At 38.1% G+C, this 25,083-nt stretch carries 20 protein-coding genes and 1 pseudogene; 15 read left to right on the forward strand and 6 right to left on the reverse strand.

Going from position 1 to position 25,083, the window contains the following annotated elements; all coding sequences use genetic code 11:
* The first annotated feature begins 1 nt into the window (after window position 1).
* Window positions 2–1,243, forward strand: coding sequence for an MFS transporter (locus tag IW15_RS10720; RefSeq protein WP_084681416.1), 1,242 nt, complete (start codon window positions 2–4; stop codon window positions 1,241–1,243).
* 51 nt (window positions 1,244–1,294) lie between these two features.
* Here the strand turns inward: IW15_RS10720 and pdxR are convergent, their stop codons facing one another.
* Window positions 1,295–2,782 (reverse strand): MocR-like pyridoxine biosynthesis transcription factor PdxR, encoded by a 1,488-nt coding sequence (gene pdxR / locus IW15_RS10725; RefSeq protein ID WP_034711268.1) that lies wholly within the window; start codon window positions 2,780–2,782, stop codon window positions 1,295–1,297.
* A gap of 65 nt (window positions 2,783–2,847) precedes the next feature.
* Between pdxR and IW15_RS10730 the strand changes: the two genes are divergently transcribed.
* From IW15_RS10730 to bioA, 5 genes are all read left to right on the forward strand, one after another.
* Window positions 2,848–3,471, forward strand: a complete 624-nt coding sequence (locus IW15_RS10730; protein WP_034711269.1) for a hypothetical protein — start codon at window positions 2,848–2,850, stop codon at window positions 3,469–3,471.
* Complete coding sequence (locus tag IW15_RS10735) at window positions 3,464–4,588, forward strand: aminotransferase class I/II-fold pyridoxal phosphate-dependent enzyme (protein WP_034711270.1); 1,125 nt, start codon at window positions 3,464–3,466, stop codon at window positions 4,586–4,588. Before IW15_RS10730 ends, IW15_RS10735 begins: the two co-directional genes overlap by 8 nt.
* A gap of 9 nt (window positions 4,589–4,597) precedes the next feature.
* Window positions 4,598–5,209: a dethiobiotin synthase gene (gene bioD / locus IW15_RS10740; protein WP_034711841.1), complete on the forward strand. Its 612-nt coding sequence runs from the start codon at window positions 4,598–4,600 to the stop codon at window positions 5,207–5,209.
* Between the two features lie 5 nt (window positions 5,210–5,214).
* Entirely contained in the window at window positions 5,215–6,201 is a 987-nt protein-coding gene (bioB, locus tag IW15_RS10745; protein WP_034711271.1) for a biotin synthase BioB, read from the forward strand.
* Between the two features lie 183 nt (window positions 6,202–6,384).
* Complete coding sequence (gene bioA, locus IW15_RS10750) at window positions 6,385–7,662, forward strand: adenosylmethionine--8-amino-7-oxononanoate transaminase (RefSeq protein WP_034711272.1); 1,278 nt, start codon at window positions 6,385–6,387, stop codon at window positions 7,660–7,662.
* Between the two features lie 326 nt (window positions 7,663–7,988).
* Here bioA and IW15_RS10755 read toward each other — a convergent pair whose 3' ends face one another.
* Entirely contained in the window at window positions 7,989–8,303 is a 315-nt protein-coding gene (locus IW15_RS10755) for a winged helix-turn-helix transcriptional regulator (protein ID WP_034711274.1), read from the reverse strand.
* A gap of 216 nt (window positions 8,304–8,519) precedes the next feature.
* On the opposite strand from IW15_RS10755, the gene IW15_RS10760 reads away from it, so the two are divergent.
* On the forward strand, window positions 8,520–9,287 hold the full coding sequence (locus IW15_RS10760; protein ID WP_034711275.1) for an MBL fold metallo-hydrolase: 768 nt from the start codon (window positions 8,520–8,522) through the stop codon (window positions 9,285–9,287).
* A 151-nt stretch (window positions 9,288–9,438) separates the two neighbouring features.
* Window positions 9,439–10,149 carry a DUF421 domain-containing protein gene (locus tag IW15_RS10765; protein WP_034711276.1) on the forward strand — a complete coding sequence of 237 codons (711 nt, stop codon included), beginning with the start codon at window positions 9,439–9,441 and terminating at the stop codon, window positions 10,147–10,149.
* Window positions 10,150–10,227: 78 nt separating this feature from the next.
* On the opposite strand, the gene IW15_RS10770 is transcribed toward IW15_RS10765, so the two are convergent.
* On the reverse strand, window positions 10,228–11,436 hold the full coding sequence (locus IW15_RS10770) for a CynX/NimT family MFS transporter (RefSeq protein WP_228384346.1): 1,209 nt from the start codon (window positions 11,434–11,436) through the stop codon (window positions 10,228–10,230).
* Between the two features lie 73 nt (window positions 11,437–11,509).
* On the opposite strand from IW15_RS10770, the gene IW15_RS10775 reads away from it, so the two are divergent.
* A complete protein-coding gene (locus tag IW15_RS10775) occupies window positions 11,510–12,292 on the forward strand; it encodes an AraC family transcriptional regulator (protein WP_034711277.1) in 783 nt (260 codons plus the stop codon).
* Between the two features lie 63 nt (window positions 12,293–12,355).
* Here the strand turns inward: IW15_RS10775 and IW15_RS10780 are convergent, their stop codons facing one another.
* Both IW15_RS10780 and IW15_RS10785 read right to left on the reverse strand, forming a co-directional pair.
* Window positions 12,356–12,700, reverse strand: a complete 345-nt coding sequence (locus IW15_RS10780; RefSeq protein ID WP_034711278.1) for a mannan-binding lectin — start codon at window positions 12,698–12,700, stop codon at window positions 12,356–12,358.
* A gap of 412 nt (window positions 12,701–13,112) precedes the next feature.
* On the reverse strand, window positions 13,113–13,709 hold the full coding sequence (locus IW15_RS10785; protein WP_051881944.1) for a Crp/Fnr family transcriptional regulator: 597 nt from the start codon (window positions 13,707–13,709) through the stop codon (window positions 13,113–13,115).
* Window positions 13,710–14,024: 315 nt separating this feature from the next.
* On the opposite strand from IW15_RS10785, the gene IW15_RS10790 reads away from it, so the two are divergent.
* Window positions 14,025–15,017, forward strand: coding sequence for an aldo/keto reductase (locus IW15_RS10790; protein WP_034711279.1), 993 nt, complete (start codon window positions 14,025–14,027; stop codon window positions 15,015–15,017).
* Window positions 15,018–15,082: 65 nt separating this feature from the next.
* Here the strand turns inward: IW15_RS10790 and IW15_RS10795 are convergent, their stop codons facing one another.
* On the reverse strand, window positions 15,083–15,718 hold the full coding sequence (locus IW15_RS10795) for a LysE family translocator (protein WP_034711281.1): 636 nt from the start codon (window positions 15,716–15,718) through the stop codon (window positions 15,083–15,085).
* 267 nt (window positions 15,719–15,985) lie between these two features.
* Here IW15_RS10795 and IW15_RS22010 point away from each other — a divergent pair, with 267 nt between their 5' ends.
* The 5 genes and pseudogenes from IW15_RS22010 to IW15_RS10820 all read left to right on the forward strand — a co-directional run bounded on the left by IW15_RS22010 (window position 15,986) and on the right by IW15_RS10820 (window position 24,874).
* Window positions 15,986–16,318 carry a hypothetical protein gene (locus tag IW15_RS22010; protein ID WP_051881946.1) on the forward strand — a complete coding sequence of 111 codons (333 nt, stop codon included), beginning with the start codon at window positions 15,986–15,988 and terminating at the stop codon, window positions 16,316–16,318.
* A gap of 83 nt (window positions 16,319–16,401) precedes the next feature.
* Window positions 16,402–20,740: pseudogene (locus tag IW15_RS10805) on the forward strand (CusA/CzcA family heavy metal efflux RND transporter).
* 7 nt (window positions 20,741–20,747) lie between these two features.
* The gene (locus IW15_RS10810; protein ID WP_034711282.1) at window positions 20,748–21,899 is read left to right on the forward strand and encodes an efflux RND transporter periplasmic adaptor subunit; all 1,152 of its coding nucleotides are present in this window, start codon (window positions 20,748–20,750) and stop codon (window positions 21,897–21,899) included.
* Between the two features lie 192 nt (window positions 21,900–22,091).
* Complete coding sequence (locus tag IW15_RS10815; protein WP_034711283.1) at window positions 22,092–22,301, forward strand: hypothetical protein; 210 nt, start codon at window positions 22,092–22,094, stop codon at window positions 22,299–22,301.
* A 428-nt stretch (window positions 22,302–22,729) separates the two neighbouring features.
* Window positions 22,730–24,874 (forward strand): catalase, encoded by a 2,145-nt coding sequence (locus tag IW15_RS10820; RefSeq protein ID WP_034711285.1) that lies wholly within the window; start codon window positions 22,730–22,732, stop codon window positions 24,872–24,874.
* Window positions 24,875–25,083 lie beyond the last annotated feature (209 nt).

Raw genomic sequence — 25,083 nt, forward strand, 5'->3', positions numbered from 1 at the left:
GATGAACAATCAAAATGAAATACAGGTTTCCCGTTCAAAACTTGAAAATGCAACAGCCAAGTCTAAAAGACTTCCTGCTGCACTTTGGGCATTAACGATCAGTGCTTTTGGGATCGGTACCACAGAATTTGTCATTGTAGGTCTGCTGCCTACCGTTGCCAGTGATTTGGGCATATCAATTCCATCTGCAGGGCTTTTGGTAAGTCTGTACGCCATAGGCGTTGCCATAGGCGTTGCCATAGGAGCACCCGTTTTAACAGCTCTAACCGGGAAAATACCTAGAAAAACATTATTAATAGCAATTATGATGTTATTTGTGATCGGAAATGGTCTGGCAACCATTGCTCCCGGGTTTATTACTTTAATTCTTGCAAGGATCTTAACCGGTTTTGCACACGGTGTTTATTTTTCCATAGGATCTACGATCGCAGCATCTTTAGTTCCGGAAGAAAAAAGAGCAACTGCCATATCCATTATGTTCTCCGGATTAACAGTGGCCATCGTTACGGGAGTTCCGCTGGGCACTTTTATCGGACAGCACTTCGGATGGAGAGCGACGTTTATCGGAGTGGCTATTTTGGGAATCATCGGATTAATTGCAAGTATGATTCTTGTTCCTAAGAATTTACAAAAAGGAAAAACCGCATCCTTAAAACAACAGGTGAAAGTATTAGCCAACAAACGTTTGATCTTTGCTTTTTTAATGACAGCCATGGGATATGGAGGAACATTTGTGGTTTTTACATATTTATCACCCATTTTACAGGAAATTACAGGATTTAAAGAATCTGTGGTTACGATTATTCTCTTAGTCTATGGAATTGCCATTGCCTTAGGAAATCTGATTGGAGGTAAAGCTGCCAATAAAAATCCCCTGAAAGTATTACTTTGGATGTTTGCAGCCCAGGGATTGGTATTACTGGCCTTTTATTTCACGGTAAGCAGTCCTGTACTGAGTATCATCACACTTTTCTTCCTGGGAGCACTCTCTTTTGCTACCGTTCCCGGATTACAGCTTTTAGTGGTACAGATTGCGGAAAAAGAACTGCCGGGTACGGAAGACGTAGCTTCAGGAATTAATATTGCCGCCTTTAATATTGGTATTGCAATTGGTTCTTATACCGGAGGACTTGCTGTAACTTCTGCATTAGGATTGGAAAGTACTCCATGGATTGGTGCGTTGTTTTTACTGATCACCGTATTCATTACGCTTTACAGTATCCGTTTAAATAAAAACAAGTAAATTATATTTCAAAAATATTCAGAGACTGTTCAACAATTTTGACAGTCTTTTTTATGACCGCATGTGTACGCTTTTGGACAGGATTTCTATACTGTTTTTCATTTCTTCAGCGGTAAGGCTTCCGTATCCCAATCTCATAGCCGTAAGGTTTTTGTTTTGGTACAAAAGGGTTTTAGGAATAAAAAGATTTTTTTTAGAACAGTCACGGCTGATCTGCATCAGATTGACCGGGATTTTCCATTCCGCCCAGATGGCAAGACCTCCGGAAGGTTTTTCAAAGCTGATGAAATCACCCAAATGCTCATCCAGCAGTGAAGCGAAATAATCTCTTCTTTCCTGATATATTTTTAAAGATTTTTTTAAATACCGGTGAATTTCCCCTTCAGCAATCATCTCGCCCAACACATGTTCCATTAATACATCTCCTTGGCGGTCAATAATTCCCAGGTATTTCCTCATTTCAATCATCAGATTTTCCGGAGCAACCATAAATCCGGTTCGGAAACCTGGTGCCAGAGATTTTCCGAAAGAGCCAATATAAATAACCATTCCCTCCGTATCAGCACTTGCTAACGGCAGGATGGGACTCTTATCATAATGAAAATCATAATCGTAATCATCTTCCAGAATGATAAAGCCATACTCATGGGCAAGATTTAATAATTCCATTCTCCGCTGGGCACTTAAGGTCACCGTAGTAGGATAGTGGTGGTGCGGAGTAAGATAAAGCATCCGTATCTTTTGTTTTTTACAGATTTCCTGTACCGACTCTACATCAATCCCTTCGTTATCAATAGGAACAGACACAATGTTAACGCCCGCTTTCTGAAAAATCATATTAACGGAAAAATAACTCAAAGCCCCCACAAGTACAGTATCTCCTTCCGAAAGAAGCAGCTTTGAAACAATATAGATGCTCATTTCCGTACTTCGGGTAATCAGCAGGTTATTTTTTGAAATGGTCAGCCCACGGGAAAGATTCAGGTAATTGGAAAGGTTTTTCTTGAAAAACTCACTTCCATCATGATTGTAATGACCTAATATTTTATGATGAGCCCTTCGCTTCAGTATAGAGCTGTATATTTTGGAATGCTGATCAATCTGCGTCAGCCTGATATCCGGAACCCCGTCGTTGAATACATATTCACAGTTGGAATATTCAAAAGGATTGTCTAAAATATTCGAAGCTTTAAAAGAAAAACCTGCCGATTCAGGATAACTTTTAAGATTATAGGTCTTAACAGTAGCAATTTTCGTGGGTTTTTCTTCATTTTTACCCAAAACAAATGTTCCTTTATTCGGCCGGCTATCTACCCAGCCTTGGGCAAACAGCTCATCATATACAGAAACTACTGTGTTTCTGTGAACTCCCAGCATCTGACTCAGTGCCCTGGTTCCCGGAAGTTTTGTACCAAAAGGAAGATATCCACGCTGTATAGCATTAATCAATTGATGGGTCACCTGCATATACATTGCAGTTTCAGAATTTCGATCAATTTTTATAAAACTCTTATAAGGAACTTCAACCGGACTATCCATAATATAAAAACTGGCACCATAGAACCATCCGGCAATATACTACTTTTGACTCAAAATAAAAATACATGGAATTTTACAATCTATTAGAGCGTATCGTCCTCAATGATGAGGTGCATGCCAAATGGCTGAATACTTTATCTTATATGGAAAATGCAGGAGCCAGGAAAATATCCCTTTGTGAACACCCTGTGAAAGTAAATCTCATCCAGTTGAAACATGCCGCAGAAGAGCACCGTCACGCGTATTACCTAAAAAAACAAATTGGAAAACTGAATATAGATGGTTGCAAAACTTATGAAAATAATGAACTGCTGGCACCGCTTGCAACAAAGCAGTACCTCCATTCTTTAGACATAAAAGCATGTAAATATTTACAGAAAACTTTTACCCTGACCAAAGAAGAATTGAAATATGCAGCCTATCTTTTTGTGACGTATGCCATAGAGGTACGGGCTGATGAACTTTATCCCGTATATCAGGACATTCTTACTAAAGAATCTTCTAAAATTATGGTAAAATCTATCATTCTGGAAGAAGAAGGACATCTTGAAGAAATGATCAGTCAGCTTGACGAATTTTCAGACGACTGGAAAATCCATGCTGAAAATATCCTGACTATTGAAAAAGAACTCCATGAAAACTGGATTAATGCCATTGTTGCAGAAGTATCACAGCTGAAATATGCCTGATCGTTTTCAACATTTTCAACAGGCTTTAGACCAAAGAACAGAAGCAGGAACGCTGAGAACACTAAAATCCAGACCAATAGGAATTGATTTTTATTCCAACGATTATTTAGGTCTGGCGCGAAATGAAAAACTGCAAAATATACTCCTGAAAAAAGTTATGGAGCAACCTGGCTTATTGTCCGGAAGTACAGGATCAAGGCTCATCAGCGGAAACAGTCCCGAAGCAGAGGAAACAGAAAAGTATATTGCGGATACTCATCATTATCCGTCTGCGTTACTTTTCCCGTCGGGATACAATGCGAATCTGGCTTTATTTTCGACGCTGCCGACACGTCATGACACTTTGATTGTGGATGAACAGATTCACCGTTCGGTACACGATGCCTGCAGAATGTCTCATGCCCGGAAATTAAAATTCAGGCATAATGATATCCGGAATCTGGAACAAATCCTGCAAAAGCAATCCGGACTGTGTTACATCGCTATAGAAAGCCTCTATTCTATGGAAGGAGACCTGGCGCCGCTTAAAGAAATTGCAGCTATTGCAGATCGATACGGAGCGGCATTGATTGTAGATGAAGCACATGCTTTAGGTGTTTTCGGATATGGATTAGTTACGGAGTACCAGCTGCAAGGTCAGGTATTCGCAGCGGTGGTTACTTATGGAAAAGCTTTCGGGGCCCATGGAGCAGCCGTTCTTTCCACTGAATTGATCAAAAAGTATCTGATCAATTTTGCATCACCATTTATCTACACCACCTCTGCTCAGGATATGCAGTGGGCAGCTATAAAAGTCAGCTATAACTTTATTAACAATCACCCGGGATTATCTGTAAAACTGCAGGAAAACATCAATATTTTCAGAAAACAGGGATTTTTAAGTCCTTCTTCGGAAAACAGTCCCATCCAGCCGATTATAATTCCAGATAACGAACGGCTCAAAAAGACCCATCAAATACTTTTAGAAAAAGGAATGGTAACGTATCCCGTATACAGCCCCACCGTAAAAGCCGGAACAGAAAGACTGCGGATTTGTCTGCACAGCTTTAACACAGAAGAAGAGATTGTAAAGCTTGCAGAAATCCTAAAACAATGTAAAGGTGAGCTGAATAATTAAGAAATGAATATGGAGAAGAAACTATTTATAACAGGCATTGGAACTGAAATCGGAAAAACAGTCTGTTCAGCAATCCTGACGAAATATTATAAAGCCGATTACTGGAAACCCGTACAGTCAGGAGACCTTCATTATACCGACAGTATGAAAATTACAGATTGGGTAGGAGATGAGGTATACTGCCACACGGAAACCTATCGCTTACAGCTTGCTGCATCTCCTCATCAATCAGCAGCAGAAGAGGGAAAACTGATCCGTGTTGAAGATTTTCAGCTTCCGGAAACAGAAAAAAAACTCATCATAGAAGGTGCCGGAGGATTGATGGTCCCCCTTTCTGATACAGAATTCATGATCGATTTAATCGAAAAACTAAATGTTCCTGTAGCTCTGGTTGTCAGAAATTATTTAGGATGTATCAACCATACGTTATTATCAATTATGGTTTTAAAACAAAGGGAAATTCCTATTGAATATTTGATTTTAAACGGATCTTTTCCACCCGACACAGAACGCATCATCGTTAATTATACAGAACAAAAAACAAAAATAATCAGGTTTCCTGATCTGTCTGCAATCACAAAAGAAACTATTGAAATGCAGGCAAATAATTTAAAAAATTGATAGAAATGGATACAAAAGCAACCCTTAGAAATGACTGGACCAAAAAAGAAATAGAGGAAATTTACCATCAGCCTTTGCTCGAACTGGTGTATAAAGCTTCAACCGTTCACCGTGAATGGCATGATCCTTCAGTAATACAGATGTCTACCTTATTATCTATCAAAACAGGTGGATGTACAGAAGATTGTTCGTATTGCGGACAGGCCGCCCGATACCATACTAATATCAAAGTTCAGGCATTATTACCTACGGAAACAGTTATCGCCCATGCTCAAAAGGCTAAAGATAACGGTTCTTCCCGGTTCTGTATGGCTGCAGCATGGCGTGAAGTCCGAAACAACAGGGATTTTGATCGGGTAATTGACATGGTAAAAGGAGTCAATGAACTTGGCCTTGAAGTGTGCTGTACGTTAGGAATGCTTACAGAAGAACAGGCTGTACGTCTTCAGGAAGCTGGTTTATATGCTTACAACCATAATCTGGATACTTCAGAGCAGTATTATGAAGAGATTATTTCGACAAGAACATTTGATAACAGGATCAATACCATCAATAATGTAAGAAAAGCCGGAATGACCGTATGTTCAGGCGGAATTATCGGACTTGGAGAAACCCACAGAGACAGAATATCAATGCTGCTAACGTTGGCAACCATGCCCAGACATCCGGAATCCGTTCCGATCAATGCATTAGCAAGAGTAGCCGGAACTCCGCTTGAAAATAACGAAAAAGTAGATACCTGGGAAATGGTACGAATGATTGCCACCGCAAGAATCGTTATGCCTTCTTCCATGGTGAGATTAAGTGCAGGACGAATCGAAATGACTGAATCCGAGCAGGCTTGGTGCTTTATGGCAGGGGCTAATTCCATTTTTACAGGAGAAAGAGAAACTCTGCTTGTTACCCCTAATCCTGGCGTTTCAGAAGACATGCAGATGTTACAGACCTTAGGACTGAAACCTATGAAAAAGATGGAAACCGTTAATGTTTAGTTGATAGTTGATAGTTGATAGTTGATAGTTGATAGTTGATAGTTGAAAATTACAAAATACCAATATCTCATCATCATTTATTATAACTTTTCACACCAAGCACCAAGCACCAAGCACCAAGCACCAAGCACCAAACACTAAAAACTATCAACCATCAACCGAAACCCAACAATCAAAACAAAAATGAAAAATTTAAAAAAAAGAGATAAAGCTGTCAACTGGCATCCTTACACTCAAATGAAGACCGCAGATGATATCATTCCTATTGTTAAGGGGAAAGGGGTATATCTGTATGATGACCAGGGGAAAAAATATATTGATGCGGTGTCTTCATGGTGGGTCACTTTACACGGTCATGCACATCCTTACATCGCACAACGTGTTTCGGAGCAGTTACAGACATTAGAACAGGTTATTTTTGCAGGATTTACCCATGAACCGGCTGTACAGCTTTCAGAAAATCTGCTACAGTTGCTTCCTGGCAATCAGAAGAAAGTTTTTTATTCAGATAATGGTTCTACTGCAGTGGAAGTGGCATTGAAAATGTGTATCCAGTCAGGTTATAATCAAGGAAAAGAAAAAACAAAAATTCTGGCTTTTAAAGATGCGTACCATGGAGATACTTTCGGGGCGATGTCTGTAAGCGGAAGGAGTGTGTGGACAAAACCTTTTGGGGAAATGCTGTTTGAAGTTATTTTTATAGAAACTCCCAACCCGGGAAATCTAGATGATGTAAAAGTCCAGATTAAAAAACATGCCCATGAAATTGCCTGTTTTATTTACGAACCCCTGATACAAGGGGCTGCGGGAATGCTGATCTACAATGCCGAAGACTTAAACCAACTGATGAAATGCTGTAAAGAACATGATATTTTAATGATTCAGGACGAAGTTTTTACAGGATTTGGAAGAACCGGAAAGCTTTTTGCGGCTGATTATATTTCGGAGCAACCGGATATCATGTGCTTTTCTAAAGGGCTCACAGGCGGAACCATGCCTATGGGAATCACGACTTGTGCAGACCATATTTACAATGCTTTTTTATCTGATGACAAGTACAAAACTCTGTTTCATGGGCATTCATTTACTGCCAATCCTTTAGCCTGTACGGCTGCTTTGGCTAGTATGGAGCTTTTATTACAGGAAGAAACCCAGCTCAATATTAAGCGGATTACAGATCAGCATTCTCAATTTGCGGAAAGACTCAAAAAACATCCTCATGCAGAAAATGTACGACAGATCGGGACTATTATCGCATGGGATTTTAAAAATGGCAATGAAACTTCTTATTTTAATGAAATAGGAAAAAAAATCTATCACGAATTTTTACAGCGCGGCATTATTATGCGTCCTTTGGGGAATGTGATGTACCTCGTTCCGCCCTATTGTATAACTTCAGACGAATTGGATTTTATTTACCGGCAAATTCTGGAGGTTTTAGATGTATTTAAGCAAACCTAAAATTTTTATTATAACCACAAAATGACAGCCATCCTTGTACATCTGAGAAATCTGTGATCATAAAATTTAAGCCACAAAAATTTTTAAATACTTCAGTTTTATTAATTTTACATGGTTACAGGTAGAAAGCACACATGAGCTTAAAAAAAATCAACGATTTTTGTTCATCAAGAAAGAAAAAATCAGCTCAATCCGGACAATCTGTGCGAGCTGAAAACATAATTCATCTGTGCTAATCTGAGAAATCTGTGGTCAGAAATTTTAAATCACTTAGTTTTTTAAGATTAAACAAGTAGAATTATTGTAATAAAACAGGTAAGCTTAAGTTATTTTGATTGATTTCCCCAATCATGCAAAGCGTCCAGAACAGGCCCCAATTGGCGGGCTCTATCTGTAAGTTTATAATATACTTCTGGAGGAAAACCATACACTTCAATCCGTTGAACAATATGATCTTCCTCCAGTTGTTTTAACTGTTCTGCAAGCACTTTTTTTGAAATCCTGGGCATATTCCGCCATAATTCCACAAAGCGAACCTGATCCTGCTCAAAAAGATTCAAAAGAATCAAAGGCTTCCATTTTCCGGAAAGAATATCAAGACTTCGTCTCAGTCCGCAGTTTTTAAAATCTTCAAAATTCATAGTCCATTGTCTTAAAGATCAGCAAATTTCGACAATTCAAAAGACATATCCATTTTTCAAAAATAAATAAATATTTAATCTGCGGAATTTGCTCAATCTGCGGGAAATAAAAATCAAAAAAACACATACGATTTTCCATTTATTCGAACCACCTTTTGGTAACCATCCATGTTGAAAACGCCCTTAAGCCATAACTTTGCAATAAAATAAAACCACATGAAATTACAGTTATGGCGAAACGCCACATTAGTATTAACAATTGACAATCTCAATATTCTTATCGATCCTATGTTGGGCGGAAAAGGTGCTCTCGGAGCATTTCCAATGACAGATAATGGCTTATTAAATCCATTGATAGATCTTCCTTTTAGTGATCAAGAACTTGCCAAAAAATTATCCAATATAGATGCTGTTGCAGTATCTCACCTTCATCCGGACCATTGGGATACTAAAGCTATAGAACTTTTGGACAAAAACATTCCTGTCATCTGTCCGGAATCTATTGCCAGCCAAATTACTCAACAAGGATTCACAAATACAATAGCAATACATGACCATATTATGTGGAAGGGCATCAGTATTTCTCTGACTAATGGCCTTCACGGAACCGGAGAAATAGGAGAGAAGATGGGAACCGTTAATGGATTTGTTTTTAAGAAGGCAGAAAATTCAGTGTATGTCATCGGCGACAGCATTTGGTATGATAGAATTGCCTATGAAATTGATGAACACCAACCACAGCACATCATTGCCGCAGGCGGAGCTGCCACATTTTCCGTTGGAGATCCTATCATTATGACCAGCGAAGATCTTATAAAGCTCTGCCAGCATGCACCTGAAGCAACCGTTTGGGTTACTCATTTGGAAGCAGTAAGCCACTGTAAGGAAAATAGAAATTTTATTAAGGAGAAAATAGATGAACAGCATTTGGAAAAAAGATGCATCGTTTTAGAGGATGGAGAAGAAGTTCCTTTACTTTTTTAAGTTAAAACCATTTGTATCAATCTTTAATCAGCACAATCTGTAAAATCAGCGAGAGAAATACCACATTGCTTATTGAAGTTTAAATGTAAATCCTTTATTGATGGTCATTAATTGGCTTATTTTTTGAACTCCTGCTAGAAAATAATGGTCTATGCTGCTATCAACATTTCTATTAACCCTTAACTGGAAAGAATTATTAATGGGTCATGAAGAATGGTCATTTATTCTTGAGATCATACTGCGTACCGCCATTATGTTTTTAACCATTATTATTGGATTGAGAATTCTCGGAAAAAGAGGAGTGAAACAACTTTCCATTTTCGAATTGGTGGTTATCATAGGTTTGGGTTCGGCGGCAGGAGATCCCATGTTCAATAAAGATGTAGGAATCGTTTCCTCAATCATTGTTTTTGGAGTTATCATTCTTCTGTACAGCATTATCACGCATTTTATAGGAAAACATAAAGCATTTGAACAACTCTTGGAAGGAAAATCAATCTGTCTCATTGAAAATGGTGAATTTGCTATCGATAATTTTAAAAAAGAAAACCTTGGAAGCGATGAATTTTTTGCGGAATTAAGAATAAAAGGAGTCTCACAGTTAGGTCAGGTTGAAGCAGCCATTGAGGAGATTTCAGGAGAGATTAGTGTTTTTTATTATGATGAAAAAGAAGTAAAATATGGACTTCCCATCATGCCGGGTTCTCTGGACAAAATCTTAACAGTAATTGATAAAGAAGGACATTATGCCTGTACATTCTGCGGACATACGGAAATCAAAACAACAGGAAATGCCGAAAGCTGTCCAAAATGCAAAAAAGACCATTGGGTGGTGGCCAGCGGCAAAAAAAGAGTGACATAATAAGATAAAAATTGAAAAATTCCTTCAAACTCATAAAATAAAAAAAGTCTCGAAAGAGACTTTTTTGTTATCTGTACATTAATCTTCCACCGTTTTATTTCTGGCGGCTTTCATCCCAAAATAGAACATCAGAATAACCGTAATACTTAAAAAATAAAAAGAGCCTTTCCAGGAAGGATCCCAGTCATGCAGTTTTCCAAATACCGGCGGACCGAATGCTGCAATAAGATATCCCACAGACTGCGCCATTCCCGAAATCTTGATGGCATTGGCACTGTTTTTTGTTCGGGTAGAAAAGAATAATATCGATAAACTGAATGATAATCCGTTAGAAATACCGATGATCACAGCATTGAAATACACCCATTGAGCTCCCAGCCAGGCAAACATCATTGTGCTGGTAAACATTAAAGTACAGATGAAAATGATCATTATTCGCTGGTCTTTCATTTTACTGGCAATAATCGGACAGCAGAATGCAATCGGAATCATGGTAATCTGAATGAAAAATAAAACCCATCCCGGACTGTCACCTTTCATATTAAAATCTGTAAGCAAAGAAGGAAGCCACGTTACCAGACAATAATAAAATAAAGACTGGAGCCCCATAAAAATACTGATATTCCAGGCCTGAGCAGATTTGAACATATTAAAATCCGAAACACTTACAGTAGTTTTCTTATCATCAGTATTCTTTTTATTGAATATAATTTCCAATATCAGAACCAATAATCCTAAACCGGCAATCACAAGCCAGATTCCCAAAGATCCACGCCATCCGAAACCCGTCCATTCCCCAATCCGGACACTAAATCCCGAAGCTAATGCCGCTGTAAGATTCATTGAAACGGCAAAAATACCCGTCATCAGACCGATTTGTTTAGGAAAATTACTTTTAACATACCCTGGAGTAACTACATTTCCGATACAGATACCCAATCCTATAAATAATGACCCGGCAAACAACGTCCAAAGTGATCCCATAATCCGAAGCAATAAACCGAAACTCAAAATAATAAGCGAATACATCAAAAAACGGCTGATCGTAAACTTATGAGAAAACCGGCTCACCAAAACCGAACAGGTGGCAAACATAAACAATGGAATGGAAGTCAGCATACTCACCTGAAAATTATCAAGCTGTAAGGCATCTCTCACATCACCCAATACAGGAGCAACCGAAATAATCGGCGACCGAAGATTACTCGACACCAATATCACCACTAATATATTGAGTATCAACAAAACATAGGAAGATTTCTTTCTGGTTTCATTATTTATCATCATAATAAAAATAATTTGATACAAAATTAATACAGTAGTTTTGTTTAATTTTGCCAAAGTTTTAACCTAAAACGACATGGATACTTCTGATGTAATTAGTATAGATGAAATCAACAAACCCTATTTAGTCTGGTTTGAAGAAAATTGGGTACATGATGACGTACTTCATCATCATAAAAAAGGCCAGCTGGTGTATGTTGAAAGCGGCTTTCAGTACATCACCATTGAAGAAAAAAAATACCTTCTGCCTCAAAATCATGCCGTCTGGATTCCGGCAGATGCTGTTCACAAAACAAATTCACACTCAGAAAAGATCAAACTTATGATTATGTTTGCCGATATAGACAGTACAGATTCTTTTTATCATGAAGTGAATGTGTTTTCAGTGCCTCCGGTTTTAAAGGAAATGATAAAATATGCTGAAAAATGGTCCAAGAACACAGCAGAAAATAAAGATGAAACCTTATTTCTCGGAGCGCTTTTCAATGAACTTCCGCATTTTGTGGCCCATTCTTTAAAACTGCACATCAGCCTTCCCAAGGACAAACGTCTCACTAAAGCGATGGATTATCTTCATGACTACTACAGCAAAGACATTAAAATAGAAGACTTGAGCGACATTGCCCTACTTTCTTTGCGTACCCTGGAACGGATTTTTAAAAAGGAAACAGGTTTGACATTAAGCAAATACCAACAGATGCTTCGCATTATCAAAAGTCTGGAATTGCTGAGCTCTGATCATCTCACAATTTCAGAAACTGCTTATGAAGTAGGGTACAAGAGTGTTCAGGCGTATACCCGGAGTTTTCAGTCTGTCATGAAATTCAGGCCTACCGATTTTGTGAAAAATATTAAATAACGTATTGAAAACAAAAAATCCCCAGGTTGCCCCGGAGATTTCTACATTGTTTTTTATGTATCCTTAGAAGGTAAATACACAGCCGCAAACGCTCATTTTGCCTTCTACGACTGTTGTCCATTGTCCGTTCCATTTGCCTCCGTAAGAAGCGCAGATAGCAGGACAAACTTCTTTAGCATCTTCAATGCTCCAAAGCGGTCCGGCAAGAACATCCATAGTATATTCAGTACTTCCGACAGGAGCTGTATCGTACTCAACTTCAATAACGCTCATTTCTCCTTCAACAATGGTAGACCACTGTCCGGTAAATTTTCCTAAATGGGCAGCAGCAATACGGCCACCTAATTTTTGTGCTTGATCATTGCTCCAAAGCGGACCTGCAATGATATTAATTTTGAATTTTGACATGGTGTAAAAGTTTTATGTTGTTTAACATGTCAAAGTTGTCACTAAAATGAGAAATAACATAGCGTATAAAATACCAAATTTGCAAGTACGTATTTTTACTTAAAAATCTACATAATTGATTATAAATATATTAAATAAAAAATGCTCCCAAGAATGGGAGCATTAAAAAAACACAAATGATGAAAAAAAATTATTTCGATCCGCAAATATAAACAAAAAATGCAGTATTCAAAACATGATAATAACTAATATTCTTTAAAATAATAATTGTTTATATCAATGGCTATTTCTCAAATAAAGTAATATAATTTTCTGATTTTTATATTTCATATGTGTAGCATATAAAATTAATAAAGAAACAGCATTTATACATGGATCTGCTACTGTAGTATTGCTATATTGTTGGATAAGGCTAATACAATATTTTTCCTGTTTCAATTTTTACAATTTTTTCCTTTTCCATTTTCTTTACCGTTCTGATCACTGTTTCTACGCTTAATCCTGTAAAAGCAGCAAGTTGTTGACGTGTAAACGGAAACTGATAAGAATAGGGTTCTCTGAAATTATTATAGGTTTTGAAACAGTCTATCAGTCCGATGATCTTTGTTCTGGGATCTGCAGCAGACATATTATTGAGCATAATATATCGGTAATGCATTCTTTCCGCCGTAAAGGTGTATAACTTCATTAACAGTTCCGGAGATGAATTAATCATGTTCAGAAATTTATTTTTTTCAAGTCTTACAATCTCACAATCGGTCATTGCAACTGCATTGATGGGATAATCTTTATTTGAAAATATAGAAGTTTCTGCAAAACAATGCCCGTCAAAAGGTACACTGTGGATAATTTCCCGGCCGTCTTCATGATAATTATTAATTTTTACCGTTCCAGTAATGATCTGAAAATAAAATCGGGGCGAATCGCCTTCGTTAAAAATAGCTTCGTCGGTATCATAATGCATCAGTTCTCCCCCTGATGAAAATAATAGTTCTTCATTGATTACCATACATAGAATACTAGATAATTAGTAAATATAAAACAATATGAATTAAAAATTTTAGGATAAAAATAAGTATAAATATTTAATCATTAAGTTAAATAATTTATAACTATTAAATTCATAATATAAAACAGTAGAATCCAGTTCACTATCCGCTAAATCAGTATTGTTTCCTGTTTTCACAAGGTTTATATATCACAAAAACTGAATACCTGAAAAGACATGTTCAGTTTAACCTCCAATATTTTTAATCATTTTTGGTGGCGTAATCAGCATGATGTTTGCATCTGATAGACTAACCCAAATTTTAAATATAAACATATGAAAACAGACATTTTAAAAGAAGAACACAAATTAGGATTAGGAGGGGTAGCCATCGGAACAGCTTTTGAAAACATTACAGATGAAGAAGCACTTGATATTTTGGAAAAAGCCTGGGATCTCGGAATCCGGTATTATGACACCTCACCATGGTATGGCCTTACAAAAAGCGAAAGAAGATTTGGATCATTCTTACAAAATAAAGACCGCGGCGATTTTATATTTTCAACAAAAGTGGGAAGACTTTTTAAAGAAGTCCCGGAATCTGAAGTACCACCGACCATGTGGAAAAAACCATTGAATTATGATTTTAAACATGATTATACCGCAGATGCCATCAAAAAATCCATTGAAGACAGTTTACAGCGAACAGGGCTGAACCATATCGATATCGTATACATCCATGATCTTTCCGAAGATCAGGTAGGAGACCGCTATCCTTACTTTTTGGAACAGGCTAAAAAAGGGGCATTTAAAGTACTTTCAGAACTGCGTGATCAGGGAGTGATAAAAGCCTGGGGAATGGGAGTGAATAAGATAGAACCAATTTTAGACTGTATTGAAGCAGCGGATCCGGACATCTGTCTTTCGGCAACTCAATATTCTATTTTAGAGCATGAAGATGCAGTAGATCGGTTGCTTCCTGCTGTAAAAAAAGCTGGAGTAAAGCTGGTTTCAGGAGCGGGATATAATTCCGGATTCTTGGCAGGCAGAGACCGGTATAACTATAAAGAGGTGATTCCAAAAGGAATGACGGAAAAGCGGGATAAAATAGCAGAAATTGCCAGAAAATACGGGACAGATATTATGCATGCCGGGATTCATTTTGTTCTTGCCGCAGATGAATTTGCCGCGATCATTCCCGGGGCAAGCAAGCCGGATCAGGTTCAGGACAATATCAATGGTTTGTACGCAGCCATTCCGGGAGAGTTCTGGAATGAATTAAAGGACGAAGGCTTAATTTATGAAAAAGCACAGATTCCCCATCAATAATCTGTAAATAGATACTGAAATTCCCGGACATATCCGGGAATTTTTATTTTAATACAATTTCTTCTTTACTTCGGATGAGAAAAAGCCATTTTGATGGCAAGACAGGTAAGAACACTTCCCATCAGCCATTTTTGAGCTTTGAGCCATAAAGGATTTTTGTTGAAAAAAGTGGCAATTCCAGCTGCTGAAATGACAATCATGAAGTTAACAGACGAACTGATCAAAACCTGCAATGCACCAAGCTCTAAACTTTGCACCCACACTGAACCATATTCCGGTTTGATAAACTGAGGAAATAGTGACAGATAAAAAAATGCAACTTTAGGATTCAGAACATTCGTTAAAAACCCAACCATAAAAAGTTTTTTACGGGAATCGTGCGGAGCATGGGCATTCACCTTAAATACATCTTTTCCTTTTGGTCTGAAAGCCTGGTAGGCAAGGAATAATAAATACGCTGTTCCTGCAAACTTTAAGACGAGATACGCATACGGCACCGCAAAAAGTATAGCTGTAAGCCCAAAAGAAACCAGTACAATATGGAAAAAGAAACCGCATATAACGCCGGCCAGCGAAATTAATCCTGAAATTTTCCCCTGGGAAAGTGTTCTGGAAATTACATAAATCATATTGGGTCCGGGGCTGATTACGAGTAAAAAAGCCGCCAGGGCGAAAAATAAAAGCTCATTAATTGGAATCATAGATCGATTAAAATTACTGAGAATCAAATATCTGAAAAAAAACTGAAATATTGCTTTTTATTTCTACTACAATGCAAGTTTTTATTAAAATCTCAAAGCTTATTTGCTGTAGGTGGAATAATGCTAATCATTTTACGTCAGAGATCTATACAAACAGCTTATACAGGCTATTTTATTACATAAAATTAATGCTGTACATTTTTTACAGGAAAAAATTAAGCCTTATATTTGCAGTGTATGCTGAAATGGTTTTCGATATTATTCTCTATGATCTACGTACTTGCTACCACCAATATGGCGGAAGTGCTAAAGGTACCGGTATTCATCGAACATCTTATGGAATATGAAGGTACTTTTGCCGAGTTTATGGTTGAACATTATGATAATCATAAAGAAGACTCGGACTGGGATACCGATCAAAAACTTCCATTCATCAATCCGCCTATCGTACTGATGGTCCATGCACAGCTTCCACAGACGATTTTTACCCTAGAAAAACCCAGAGAAATCATCATTTCTCAAAACAACAGTATCTATCAGGAAAAAGGCTTTTCCAGTCTCTTTCTCTCGAGGATTTTCCAACCGCCCCGGTTTTCTTAATTGATTTACATTAAAAATTAATGCTTAAGGTTTTATGCTTAAGGCAGTCAATTCTTGTTATCTATCAATTAATTCATTTTTTCATGTTAAATAAAATTATTGAGTTTTCTGTAAAGAATAAACTCATTATCGCCCTTTTTACCTTAGGGCTCATACTCCTTGGAGTGTATGAAACTACCAAGCTTCCCATTGATGCTCAGCCCGATATCACCAATAACCAGGTGCAGGTCATTACGGTTGCTCCGTCTTATGGTGCTGCAGATATTGAACGTCTCGTTACCTTTCCTATTGAACAGGCCACCAGCAATATCAGTGGAATTACAGAACTCCGAAGTTTTTCCCGTTTCGGATTATCCCTGGTAACCGTCGTTTTTGACGATGACACTGATGTGTACTGGGCACGGCAGCAGGTTCAGGAACGTCTTCAATTGGTGCAGGAAAACATACCGGAAGCGATCGGAAAGCCTGAACTGGGACCTATTTCTTCAGGATTGGGTGAAATATTTCAATATGTTGTAAGAGCCAAAAAAGGGTACGAAAATATCTACGACGAAACCGAACTCAGAACCATTCAGGATTGGGTAATCCGTCGCCAGCTGCTGGGAACAAAAGGGGTTGCTGATGTGAGCAGCTTCGGTGGAAAATTAAAACAATATGAAATTGCCATCAATCCCAATAAGCTACAGGCATTCAACATCAATATCAATGACGTTTTTGATGCGCTGGAAAAGAATAACCAAAATACAGGAGGCGCTTATATTGAAAAGAAAGAAACGGTACTTTTCATCAGAAGTGAAGGACTTTTTAGGAAGTACTGAAGATATCGGAAATATTCAGGTTTCCAATACAAAAGAAGGCATTCCTGTTCATATCAAAGATGTAGCTGATGTGAAAATAGGTTTTGCAACGCGATACGGGGCGATGACTTTTAATGATACCGGAGAAGTTTCCGGAGCAATTGTGCTCATGCTAAAGGGTGAAAATGCCAATGAAGTGATCGGAAATATTAAACAAAGGCTCGAAAAAATCCAGGAATCCCTTCCCGAAGGCATTGTTATTGAACCGTTTTTAGACAGGGCGAAAATGGTGAACAATACCATCAGCACGGTAAAAACCAATTTAATGGAAGGTGCATTAATTGTTGTTTTTATTCTGGTGGTGTTCTTAGGGAATTTCCGTGCAGGATTATTGGTAGCTTCTGTCATCCCACTATCGATGTTTTTTGCGATTATCATGATGAATATCTTCGGAGTCGGAGGAAACCTGATGAGCTTGGGCGCCCTTGATTTCGGGCTTATTGTAGACGGAGCAGTCATCATTGTAGAAGCAGTTTTGCATCAGCTTGCCCACAAGAAGCATTTTGGAAAGAACAATATGCTGAGTACAAATGAAATGGATGGCCAGGTTTCAGATTCGGCTTCCAAAATGGTGAACAGCGCGGTTTTTGGACAGATCATTATTTTAATCGTTTATCTTCCTATTTTTACCCTGCAGGGGATTGAAGGGAAAATGTTCAAACCGATGGCTCAGACCGTTGCATTTGCCTTAGTAGGAGCATTTCTGCTTTCTCTGACGTATATCCCCATGATGAGTTCCCTGGTGTTGAGCAGAAAGAAGAAAGAAAAAGACAATATCTCGGATAAAGTAATGGCAAAAGTAGAAGCAGGGCATCAAAAACTGCTGATCAAAGCACTTAAGTACAGAAAATCTATTATTCTTGCGGTATTGGCTCTTTTTATCGGTGCTGTTTTCACACTTTCAAGAATGGGCGGCGAATTTATTCCTTCGTTGGAAGAAGGTGATTTTGCTGTTGAGATGCGTATTCTTCAGGGATGCAACATCAATGAAACTAAAAAAGTAACCACGCAGGCTGCCAACATTTTATTAAAAAAGTTTCCGGAGGTTCAAAAGGTAGTCACTAAAATCGGAAGTGCCGAAATACCTACTGAACCCATGCCAATGGATGCCGGGGATATGATCATCGTTTTAAAACCTAAGAAAGAATGGACTTCTGCAACCTCATTCCCGGAGCTGTCAGCAAAAATGAGCGAAGCTTTAAAGGTAATTCCGGGATTAACAACCGGATTCCAGTTTCCTGTTCAGATGCGTTTCAATGAACTGATGACCGGGGCAAGACAGGATGTAGTCTGTAAAATTTACGGGGAAGATCTTGATAGCCTTGCATCGTATGCTAAAAAATTAGGAGCCATTATTACCACTGTAAAAGGAGCGCAGGATTTATATCTTGAGCCTGTTGTAGGCGCACCGCAGGTAGTTATTGACTATAATCGCCCGGCACTTTCACGGTACAATATTCCTGTAAAAGATATCAATAGGGTGATCAATATGGCTTTTGCGGGTCAGACAGCCGGGGCTTTATATGAAGGGGAAAGAAAATTTGATGTGGTGGTCCGTATGGATCATGAGCATAAAAAAGACCTCACCAGCATTCAGAATCTATTGGTTCCGACCTCTACCGGTGAGCAAATCCCATTATACCAGTTAGCCTCTATAGAACTGAAAAGCAGTCCAAACCAGATCCAGAGAGAAGATACCAAACGAAGAATTGTGGTAGGATTTAACGTTCGGGGAAGAGATGTCCAGACGATTGTGGAAGAACTTCAGCAGAAAGCAGATAAAAACTTACAATTATCATCAGGATATACCATTTCTTACGGAGGTGCTTTTGAAAATTTGAATGAAGCGAAAGCCAGATTGGGAATTGCTGTTCCTATTTCATTAGTGATGATTTTCCTCTTGCTTTTCTTTGCATTCGGTTCTGTAAAACACAGTCTTCTGATCTACACGGCTATTCCGTTATCCGCGATTGGCGGGGTGTATTTCCTTGCATTAAGGGGAATGCCTTTCAGCATCAGTGCGGGAGTAGGATTCATTGCCCTGTTTGGTGTTGCCGTACTGAACGGAATTGTATTGATCTCGGAATTTAACCGGCTTAAAAACAACGGAATAAAAAATACCAGCAGAATTGTACTGATGGGAACCAGAATACGTCTTCGTCCGGTCCTGATGACCGCTTTTGTGGCCTCATTAGGATTTTTACCGATGGCTTTGAGCAGCGGTGCAGGTGCGGAAGTGCAGAGGCCTCTGGCAACAGTCGTGATCGGAGGGTTGATGCTTGCTACCTTCTTAACCCTCTTTGTCCTGCCGATTCTTTATGTCTTATTTGAACGAATATCTAATAAAAAAATGAAATTTTCTAAAAAAAACCAATATAAAAAACTGACTATACTCCTGTTCTTTATTTCTTTCGGAAGTGCTCAGGCTCAGGAAACAATTACCCTTGAACAGGCATTGGAAAAGGCCTACCAACAGAATGGAACTCTAAAAAATTCAAAACTTATTTCAGAATATCAGGAAAAATTAAAATCCAGCTACCTGGACATCCCACAACTTGAAGTTACAGGCGGATTTGGACAGATTCAGGGGGAGGAAACCGATAATTCCATTTCAGTTTCCCAACGTTTCAATTTTCCAACCGTTTATTCTAAAAAGAAGCAGATGCTGGACGCCGAATGGATCGCGGGTCTCATTAATCAAAAATTAACAAAAACCCAACTGACGAAAGAGGTTTCCGAGGTATTTTATAGGATTATTACCCTTCGGGAAAAGAAAAAAGTACTTGAATATATTGAACGGCTTTATAATGGTTTTGCAGAAAAAGCAGGCTTACGATTGAAAAAGGGTGAGGCCAATATTTTAGAGGAATCTACCGCCGAAATTCAAAAAGAACAGGCCATAATCCAGCTGAATAGTCTTGAAAACAGTCTTGATATTGCAAAATTGCAGTTCCAGTTATTACTTCAGTCCGAACAGTCCTATCAGCCTGTGGCAGACCAACCCATAATGAAAGTGAATGTACAGTTTTCAGAAAATGACATTAAGCAGCATCCGGAACTGCAGTTCCTGGACCAGCAGATCAAAGTGAATGAAGCGGAAGCAAAACTGGAGAAAAGCAAACTTCTTCCGGATCTTCTGATCGGCTATACCAATCAGAGCATGAAAAATATCAATAATAACCGTTTTAATTCAGTTCTGCTGGGAGTGGGAATTCCTTTGTTTACAAAAGGACAGCGGGCTTTGGCAGAAGCTGCAAAATCTAAAATTAAAGTCTCTGAAAATGAGTATCAGAGAAAAGAAATTGAGCTTAAAAACAGGATGAAACAGCAGATTAATAATTATATGAATCAGCTTACGATTGTAGAAAATTACGAAAAGAAACAGCTTCCAAAATCAGAGACAATTCTTTTGGCTGCCCAGAAACAAATGGAAGCGGGAGAAATAGATTTTCTGAACTGGGTAATCCTCACCAATCAGGCCGTAAAAATAAAAGTTGATTATATCGAAAACCTGGAGAACCTGAACCAGATCGGAGCAGAACTTAATTTCTTAATTTCAAAATAAAAGCACAATGCATTTCAAAAAAACATCAATATACAGTCTTATCACCATAGCCGTTTTGTCTTCATGCTCAGGAAAAAAAGAAGAAGAAAAAACCGTGTATGAGAATACAAAATCATCCAAAAATGATCAGAATATTGTACACTTATCACAACAGCAGCTCACTACGGCAGGACTTACCACTACAACTCTTCAGAATAAAAATATGCTAAAGCTGGTAAGATTGAATGGTAAGGTGAATATTGCACCTTCACACATCAGTCTCCTGTCCAGCATTATGGGTGGGCATATCAAATCCATTAATGTTATCAACGGAAGTCATTTTTCTAAAGGGCAGGTATTGGCTGTAGTGGAAGATCCGCAGTTCATTCAGCTTCAGCAGGATTATCTGGTGACAAAAGCACAACTGGAATCTGCACGCCTCAACCTTAACCGACAAAAAGATCTGAATACCAGCAAGGCAAGCAGTGATAAAACATTGCAGACCGCACAGGCAGATTATTCTACTTTGAATGCCACCCTTAAAGGCCTCGAAGAGAAATTAAGAATTATCGGAATTAATGCAAAAGGTCTGAATTCAGGAAATATCAGAAGCCGTATTAATGTGTATGCCCCTTTCAATGGTTTTGTGAGTAAAATTTCGGTGAGTAACGGGCAATACATCAATCCGTCTGACACGTTGTTTGAACTCATCAATCCTGCCGGACTATTACTGGAATTAAAAGTTTTTGAAAATGATGTCAACGATCTTAAAATAGGGCAGGAGATTGCGGTGTACACCAATCAGAATCCCGATAAAAAATCCAATGCAAAAATCATCAGCATGGTTCCGAACATTGAAAACGGAGGTTCATCCATTGCCATTGCAAAACTTTCTGTACCCAATTCTGAATACATCATGGGAATGTATATGAACGCAGAAGTAAGCATCAACAGCAGATACACATTAGGACTCCCCAATGAAGCGATAGTTTCTTTTGAAAATAAAAATTATGTTTTTGAAGATATGGGAAAGCATACTTACAAAATGATTCCTGTAACTACCGGTATTTCTGATGATCAGTTCACGGAGATTACAAAAGCAGACTTTTTCAAGAATAAAAAGATTGTTGAGAAAGGAGCTTACAGCCTTCTGATGATGCTTAAAAATAAGGCAGAATAATATTTTACATTGCTGACAATGAAAAAGCCGTTCAAAGATTTGAGCGGCTTTTTATTTTAAAATTTCGTAGATAATTTTAAAGTTCTTCAAATAATGAACAAAATTACAGAAATCCCTTCCGGTATATGATCATGGTCATAAAATAGGGGCTGTATTTTATCTATTTTTGATTCACACCAAAATAGAAAGTACATGAAAAATATCATCTTATCAGTTCTCGGTTTGGGATTCATTGTCCTGAGCTGCACAAAAAAAGAAAAGGTAATTGAAAAGACCAATACGAATACCATTATTACCGATTCTACCACGACAGCTGCTCCTGCTGCAAGTTCCGACACCATGAAAATTTCACATAGTGACAGCACGTCACACCACTTAGATTCAGTAAAAAGAAGCAGATAATCAATCTTTATCTGCAATTTATCAATCCGTTTTCAACATCATGAAATCGGATTGATATTTATATACAGTATAGTATGAATGCCTTATTAAAGAAGTAATAATCATATCGTAAAACTCTTATGACTTGAGTCATAGGATATACAGTTATTTATTTCTAACTTAGATTAAATTGATTTTGAAAAATATTTAATAAAATTCACAAAATAATTAACATTTAATAAAATATTCTAAGTTTAATTATTTCATTAAAAATCATAATAAAAAAATAAGGAAAAGACTGTTATTTCTACTGATCAAGATTGATCATATGGCTGTAAAAATTATATTCAGTCCCATCATACTTGAAAATATCGATTGTAAAACGATCATTATATTCTGTTTCTTAATGAGACATATAAAAATAAACACCCAAATATTAAGATACCATTATGAAAAATAGCAAACTACCACCCAATGAAAAAGTAAACCAGCTTCAGGATCATACTACCGATAATAATGATCAGAAACTGACAACCAATCAGGGATTAAAAATTAATAATAATCAGGATTCATTAAAGGCAGACGAAAGAGGGCCTAGCTTATTGGAAGATTTTATCCTGAGAGAAAAAATCACACATTTTGACCATGAGAGAATCCCTGAAAGAATTGTCCACGCCCGTGGCTCTGGGGCTCATGGCGTTTTTAAAATGACCAAAAGTCTTGAAAAATATACCAAAGCCAAATTCTTACAGGAAGTCGGAAAAGAAACTCCGGTCTTTGTACGGTTTTCTACCGTGGCAGGAAGTTCAGGAAGTACAGATCTAGCACGGGATGTAAGAGGTTTCGCCATCAAGTTTTATACAGAAGAAGGGAATTATGACCTGGTAGGTAACAATATTCCGGTATTCTTTATTCAGGATGCCATGAAATTCCCGGATCTTATCCATGCAGTAAAGCCGGAACCCGATAATGCAATTCCACAGGCTGCTTCAGCCCATGATACGTTTTGGGATTTTATTTCCCTGATGCCGGAAAGCATGCACATGATCATGTGGGCCATGAGCGACAGAGCGATTCCAAGGAGTTTGAGAATGATGGAAGGATTTGGGGTTCATACCTTTAAATTCATCAACTGTGAAGGAACGGTACATTTTGTTAAATTCCATTTCAAACCCAAATTAGGAGTCCATTCTGTAGCCTGGGATGAAGCGACTAAAATATCCGGAAAAGATTCGGATTTCCATCGAAGAGATCTTTGGGAAGCTATTGAAAACGGAGCTTTCCCGGAATGGGAATTCGGCGTACAGCTGATTCCGGAAGAAGATGAGCACAAATTCGATTTTGATTTACTGGATCCTACCAAACTGATTCCTGAGGAAGAAGTTCCTGTGGAAATAGTGGGAACTTTAACGCTTAACAGAAATCCGGATAATTTTTTCGCAGAAACGGAGCAGATTGCTTTTCATCCAGGACATTTGGTTCCCGGCATTGATTTTACCAATGACCCGTTATTGCAGGGAAGATTATTTTCTTACACCGATACTCAGCTTTCAAGACTCGGATCTCCTAACTTCCATGAAATTCCGATCAACAGATCGATCAATACCGTTCACAATAACCAGCGTGACGGCCATATGCGTCAACAAATTGTAAAAGGAAAGGTAAGCTACGAACCGAATTCTATCGGCGGAGGATGTCCGTTCCAGGCCATGATGAAAGATGGAGGTTTCAGTACCCATAACGAAAGAGTAGATGGGCAGAAAATCCGTGCGAGAAGCCAGAGTTTTGTGGATCATTATTCACAGGCAAAACTATTTTACAATAGCCAGTCCGGCCCTGAAAAACAGCATCTTCAGAATGCTCTTATTTTTGAACTTTCCAAAGTAACTATTCCGGCGATCCGTGAAAGAGTGGTGGGACAGCTTGCTTTTATCAATAAAGATCTTGCTGCTGTAGTTGCTAAAAAAGTAGGCGTAAAAGTAACTCATCTGGACCAGCCTAACGGAAGTATTCCGGCAGATGCAGATCCAAAAACGTTACAAAGCCCTGAAAAAGAACCAGCCACCAAAACTTCTGAAGCATTAAGCATGGCCAATACCGTGAAAAACACCATTGAAAGCCGTGTAATCGGTTTTATCATGGAAAATGGGGTAAAAGCGACTGATGTTAAAACGCTTCAATCCAAACTGGAAGGAAAAGGGGCAACCGTGCAAATTATTGCGGGAAGTCTGGCTCCTGTAACCGCAGATGACGGTACTGTTTTTGAACCTAAACATTCTCTGACCAGTACAGCAAGTGTCTGCTTTGATGCGTTATATATCTGCAGCGGGAAAAAATCAACCGCACAGCTTATGAATGAAGATAATCTTCCGGGAACTTTATTATTCGTTAATGAAGCCTACAAACACTGTAAAGCCATTTATTTCGGACAGGAAACAGAGGCTATTTTTAATGCAAGTCATATTAAAAATAAAAAACATGATGATCCCGGAATCATTATTGCTGATCATAAAAATGCAGACGATGCGTTCGTTAAAGCGATTGCAGGCCATAGAGTATGGGAATTGGAAAAAGAAAGAAACAATCCGGCGTAAATACGTTGAAAAATCTGTCTTAAAGATTAGAAATATAATGTGAAAAGGTGGTTTCGGTATTAGCAGATGAATCTGCAAAAAATGCTCAATGAGAATTTTTTAAATACCGAAACCTCCTTTATCTATAAAAAAGTAATGAAGAATGGTAACCCCTTCATTATAGCTTATATAATATATCAGAACTAAAAAATCCTATTTAATATGTGTTA

Source organism: Chryseobacterium soli, from assembly GCF_000737705.1.
Taxonomy (GTDB): domain Bacteria; phylum Bacteroidota; class Bacteroidia; order Flavobacteriales; family Weeksellaceae; genus Chryseobacterium; species Chryseobacterium soli.

Bases quoted from the DNA above. Each gene is read 5' to 3' on its own strand.
- IW15_RS10720 (WP_084681416.1), top strand. From the start codon at position 2: ATGAACAATCAAAATGAAATACAGGTTTCCCGTTCAAAACTTGAAAAT.
- pdxR (WP_034711268.1), bottom strand. From the start codon at position 2,782: ATGGATAGTCCGGTTGAAGTTCCTTATAAGAGTTTTATAAAAATTGAT.
- IW15_RS10730 (WP_034711269.1), top strand. From the start codon at position 2,848: ATGGAATTTTACAATCTATTAGAGCGTATCGTCCTCAATGATGAGGTG.
- IW15_RS10735 (WP_034711270.1), top strand. From the start codon at position 3,464: ATGCCTGATCGTTTTCAACATTTTCAACAGGCTTTAGACCAAAGAACA.
- bioD (WP_034711841.1), top strand. From the start codon at position 4,598: ATGGAGAAGAAACTATTTATAACAGGCATTGGAACTGAAATCGGAAAA.
- bioB (WP_034711271.1), top strand. From the start codon at position 5,215: ATGGATACAAAAGCAACCCTTAGAAATGACTGGACCAAAAAAGAAATA.
- bioA (WP_034711272.1), top strand. From the start codon at position 6,385: ATGAAAAATTTAAAAAAAAGAGATAAAGCTGTCAACTGGCATCCTTAC.
- IW15_RS10755 (WP_034711274.1), bottom strand. From the start codon at position 8,303: ATGAATTTTGAAGATTTTAAAAACTGCGGACTGAGACGAAGTCTTGAT.
- IW15_RS10760 (WP_034711275.1), top strand. From the start codon at position 8,520: ATGAAATTACAGTTATGGCGAAACGCCACATTAGTATTAACAATTGAC.
- IW15_RS10765 (WP_034711276.1), top strand. From the start codon at position 9,439: ATGCTGCTATCAACATTTCTATTAACCCTTAACTGGAAAGAATTATTA.
- IW15_RS10770 (WP_228384346.1), bottom strand. From the start codon at position 11,436: ATGATGATAAATAATGAAACCAGAAAGAAATCTTCCTATGTTTTGTTG.
- IW15_RS10775 (WP_034711277.1), top strand. From the start codon at position 11,510: ATGGATACTTCTGATGTAATTAGTATAGATGAAATCAACAAACCCTAT.
- IW15_RS10780 (WP_034711278.1), bottom strand. From the start codon at position 12,700: ATGTCAAAATTCAAAATTAATATCATTGCAGGTCCGCTTTGGAGCAAT.
- IW15_RS10785 (WP_051881944.1), bottom strand. From the start codon at position 13,709: ATGGTAATCAATGAAGAACTATTATTTTCATCAGGGGGAGAACTGATG.
- IW15_RS10790 (WP_034711279.1), top strand. From the start codon at position 14,025: ATGAAAACAGACATTTTAAAAGAAGAACACAAATTAGGATTAGGAGGG.
- IW15_RS10795 (WP_034711281.1), bottom strand. From the start codon at position 15,718: ATGATTCCAATTAATGAGCTTTTATTTTTCGCCCTGGCGGCTTTTTTA.
- IW15_RS22010 (WP_051881946.1), top strand. From the start codon at position 15,986: ATGATCTACGTACTTGCTACCACCAATATGGCGGAAGTGCTAAAGGTA.
- IW15_RS10810 (WP_034711282.1), top strand. From the start codon at position 20,748: ATGCATTTCAAAAAAACATCAATATACAGTCTTATCACCATAGCCGTT.
- IW15_RS10815 (WP_034711283.1), top strand. From the start codon at position 22,092: ATGAAAAATATCATCTTATCAGTTCTCGGTTTGGGATTCATTGTCCTG.
- IW15_RS10820 (WP_034711285.1), top strand. From the start codon at position 22,730: ATGAAAAATAGCAAACTACCACCCAATGAAAAAGTAAACCAGCTTCAG.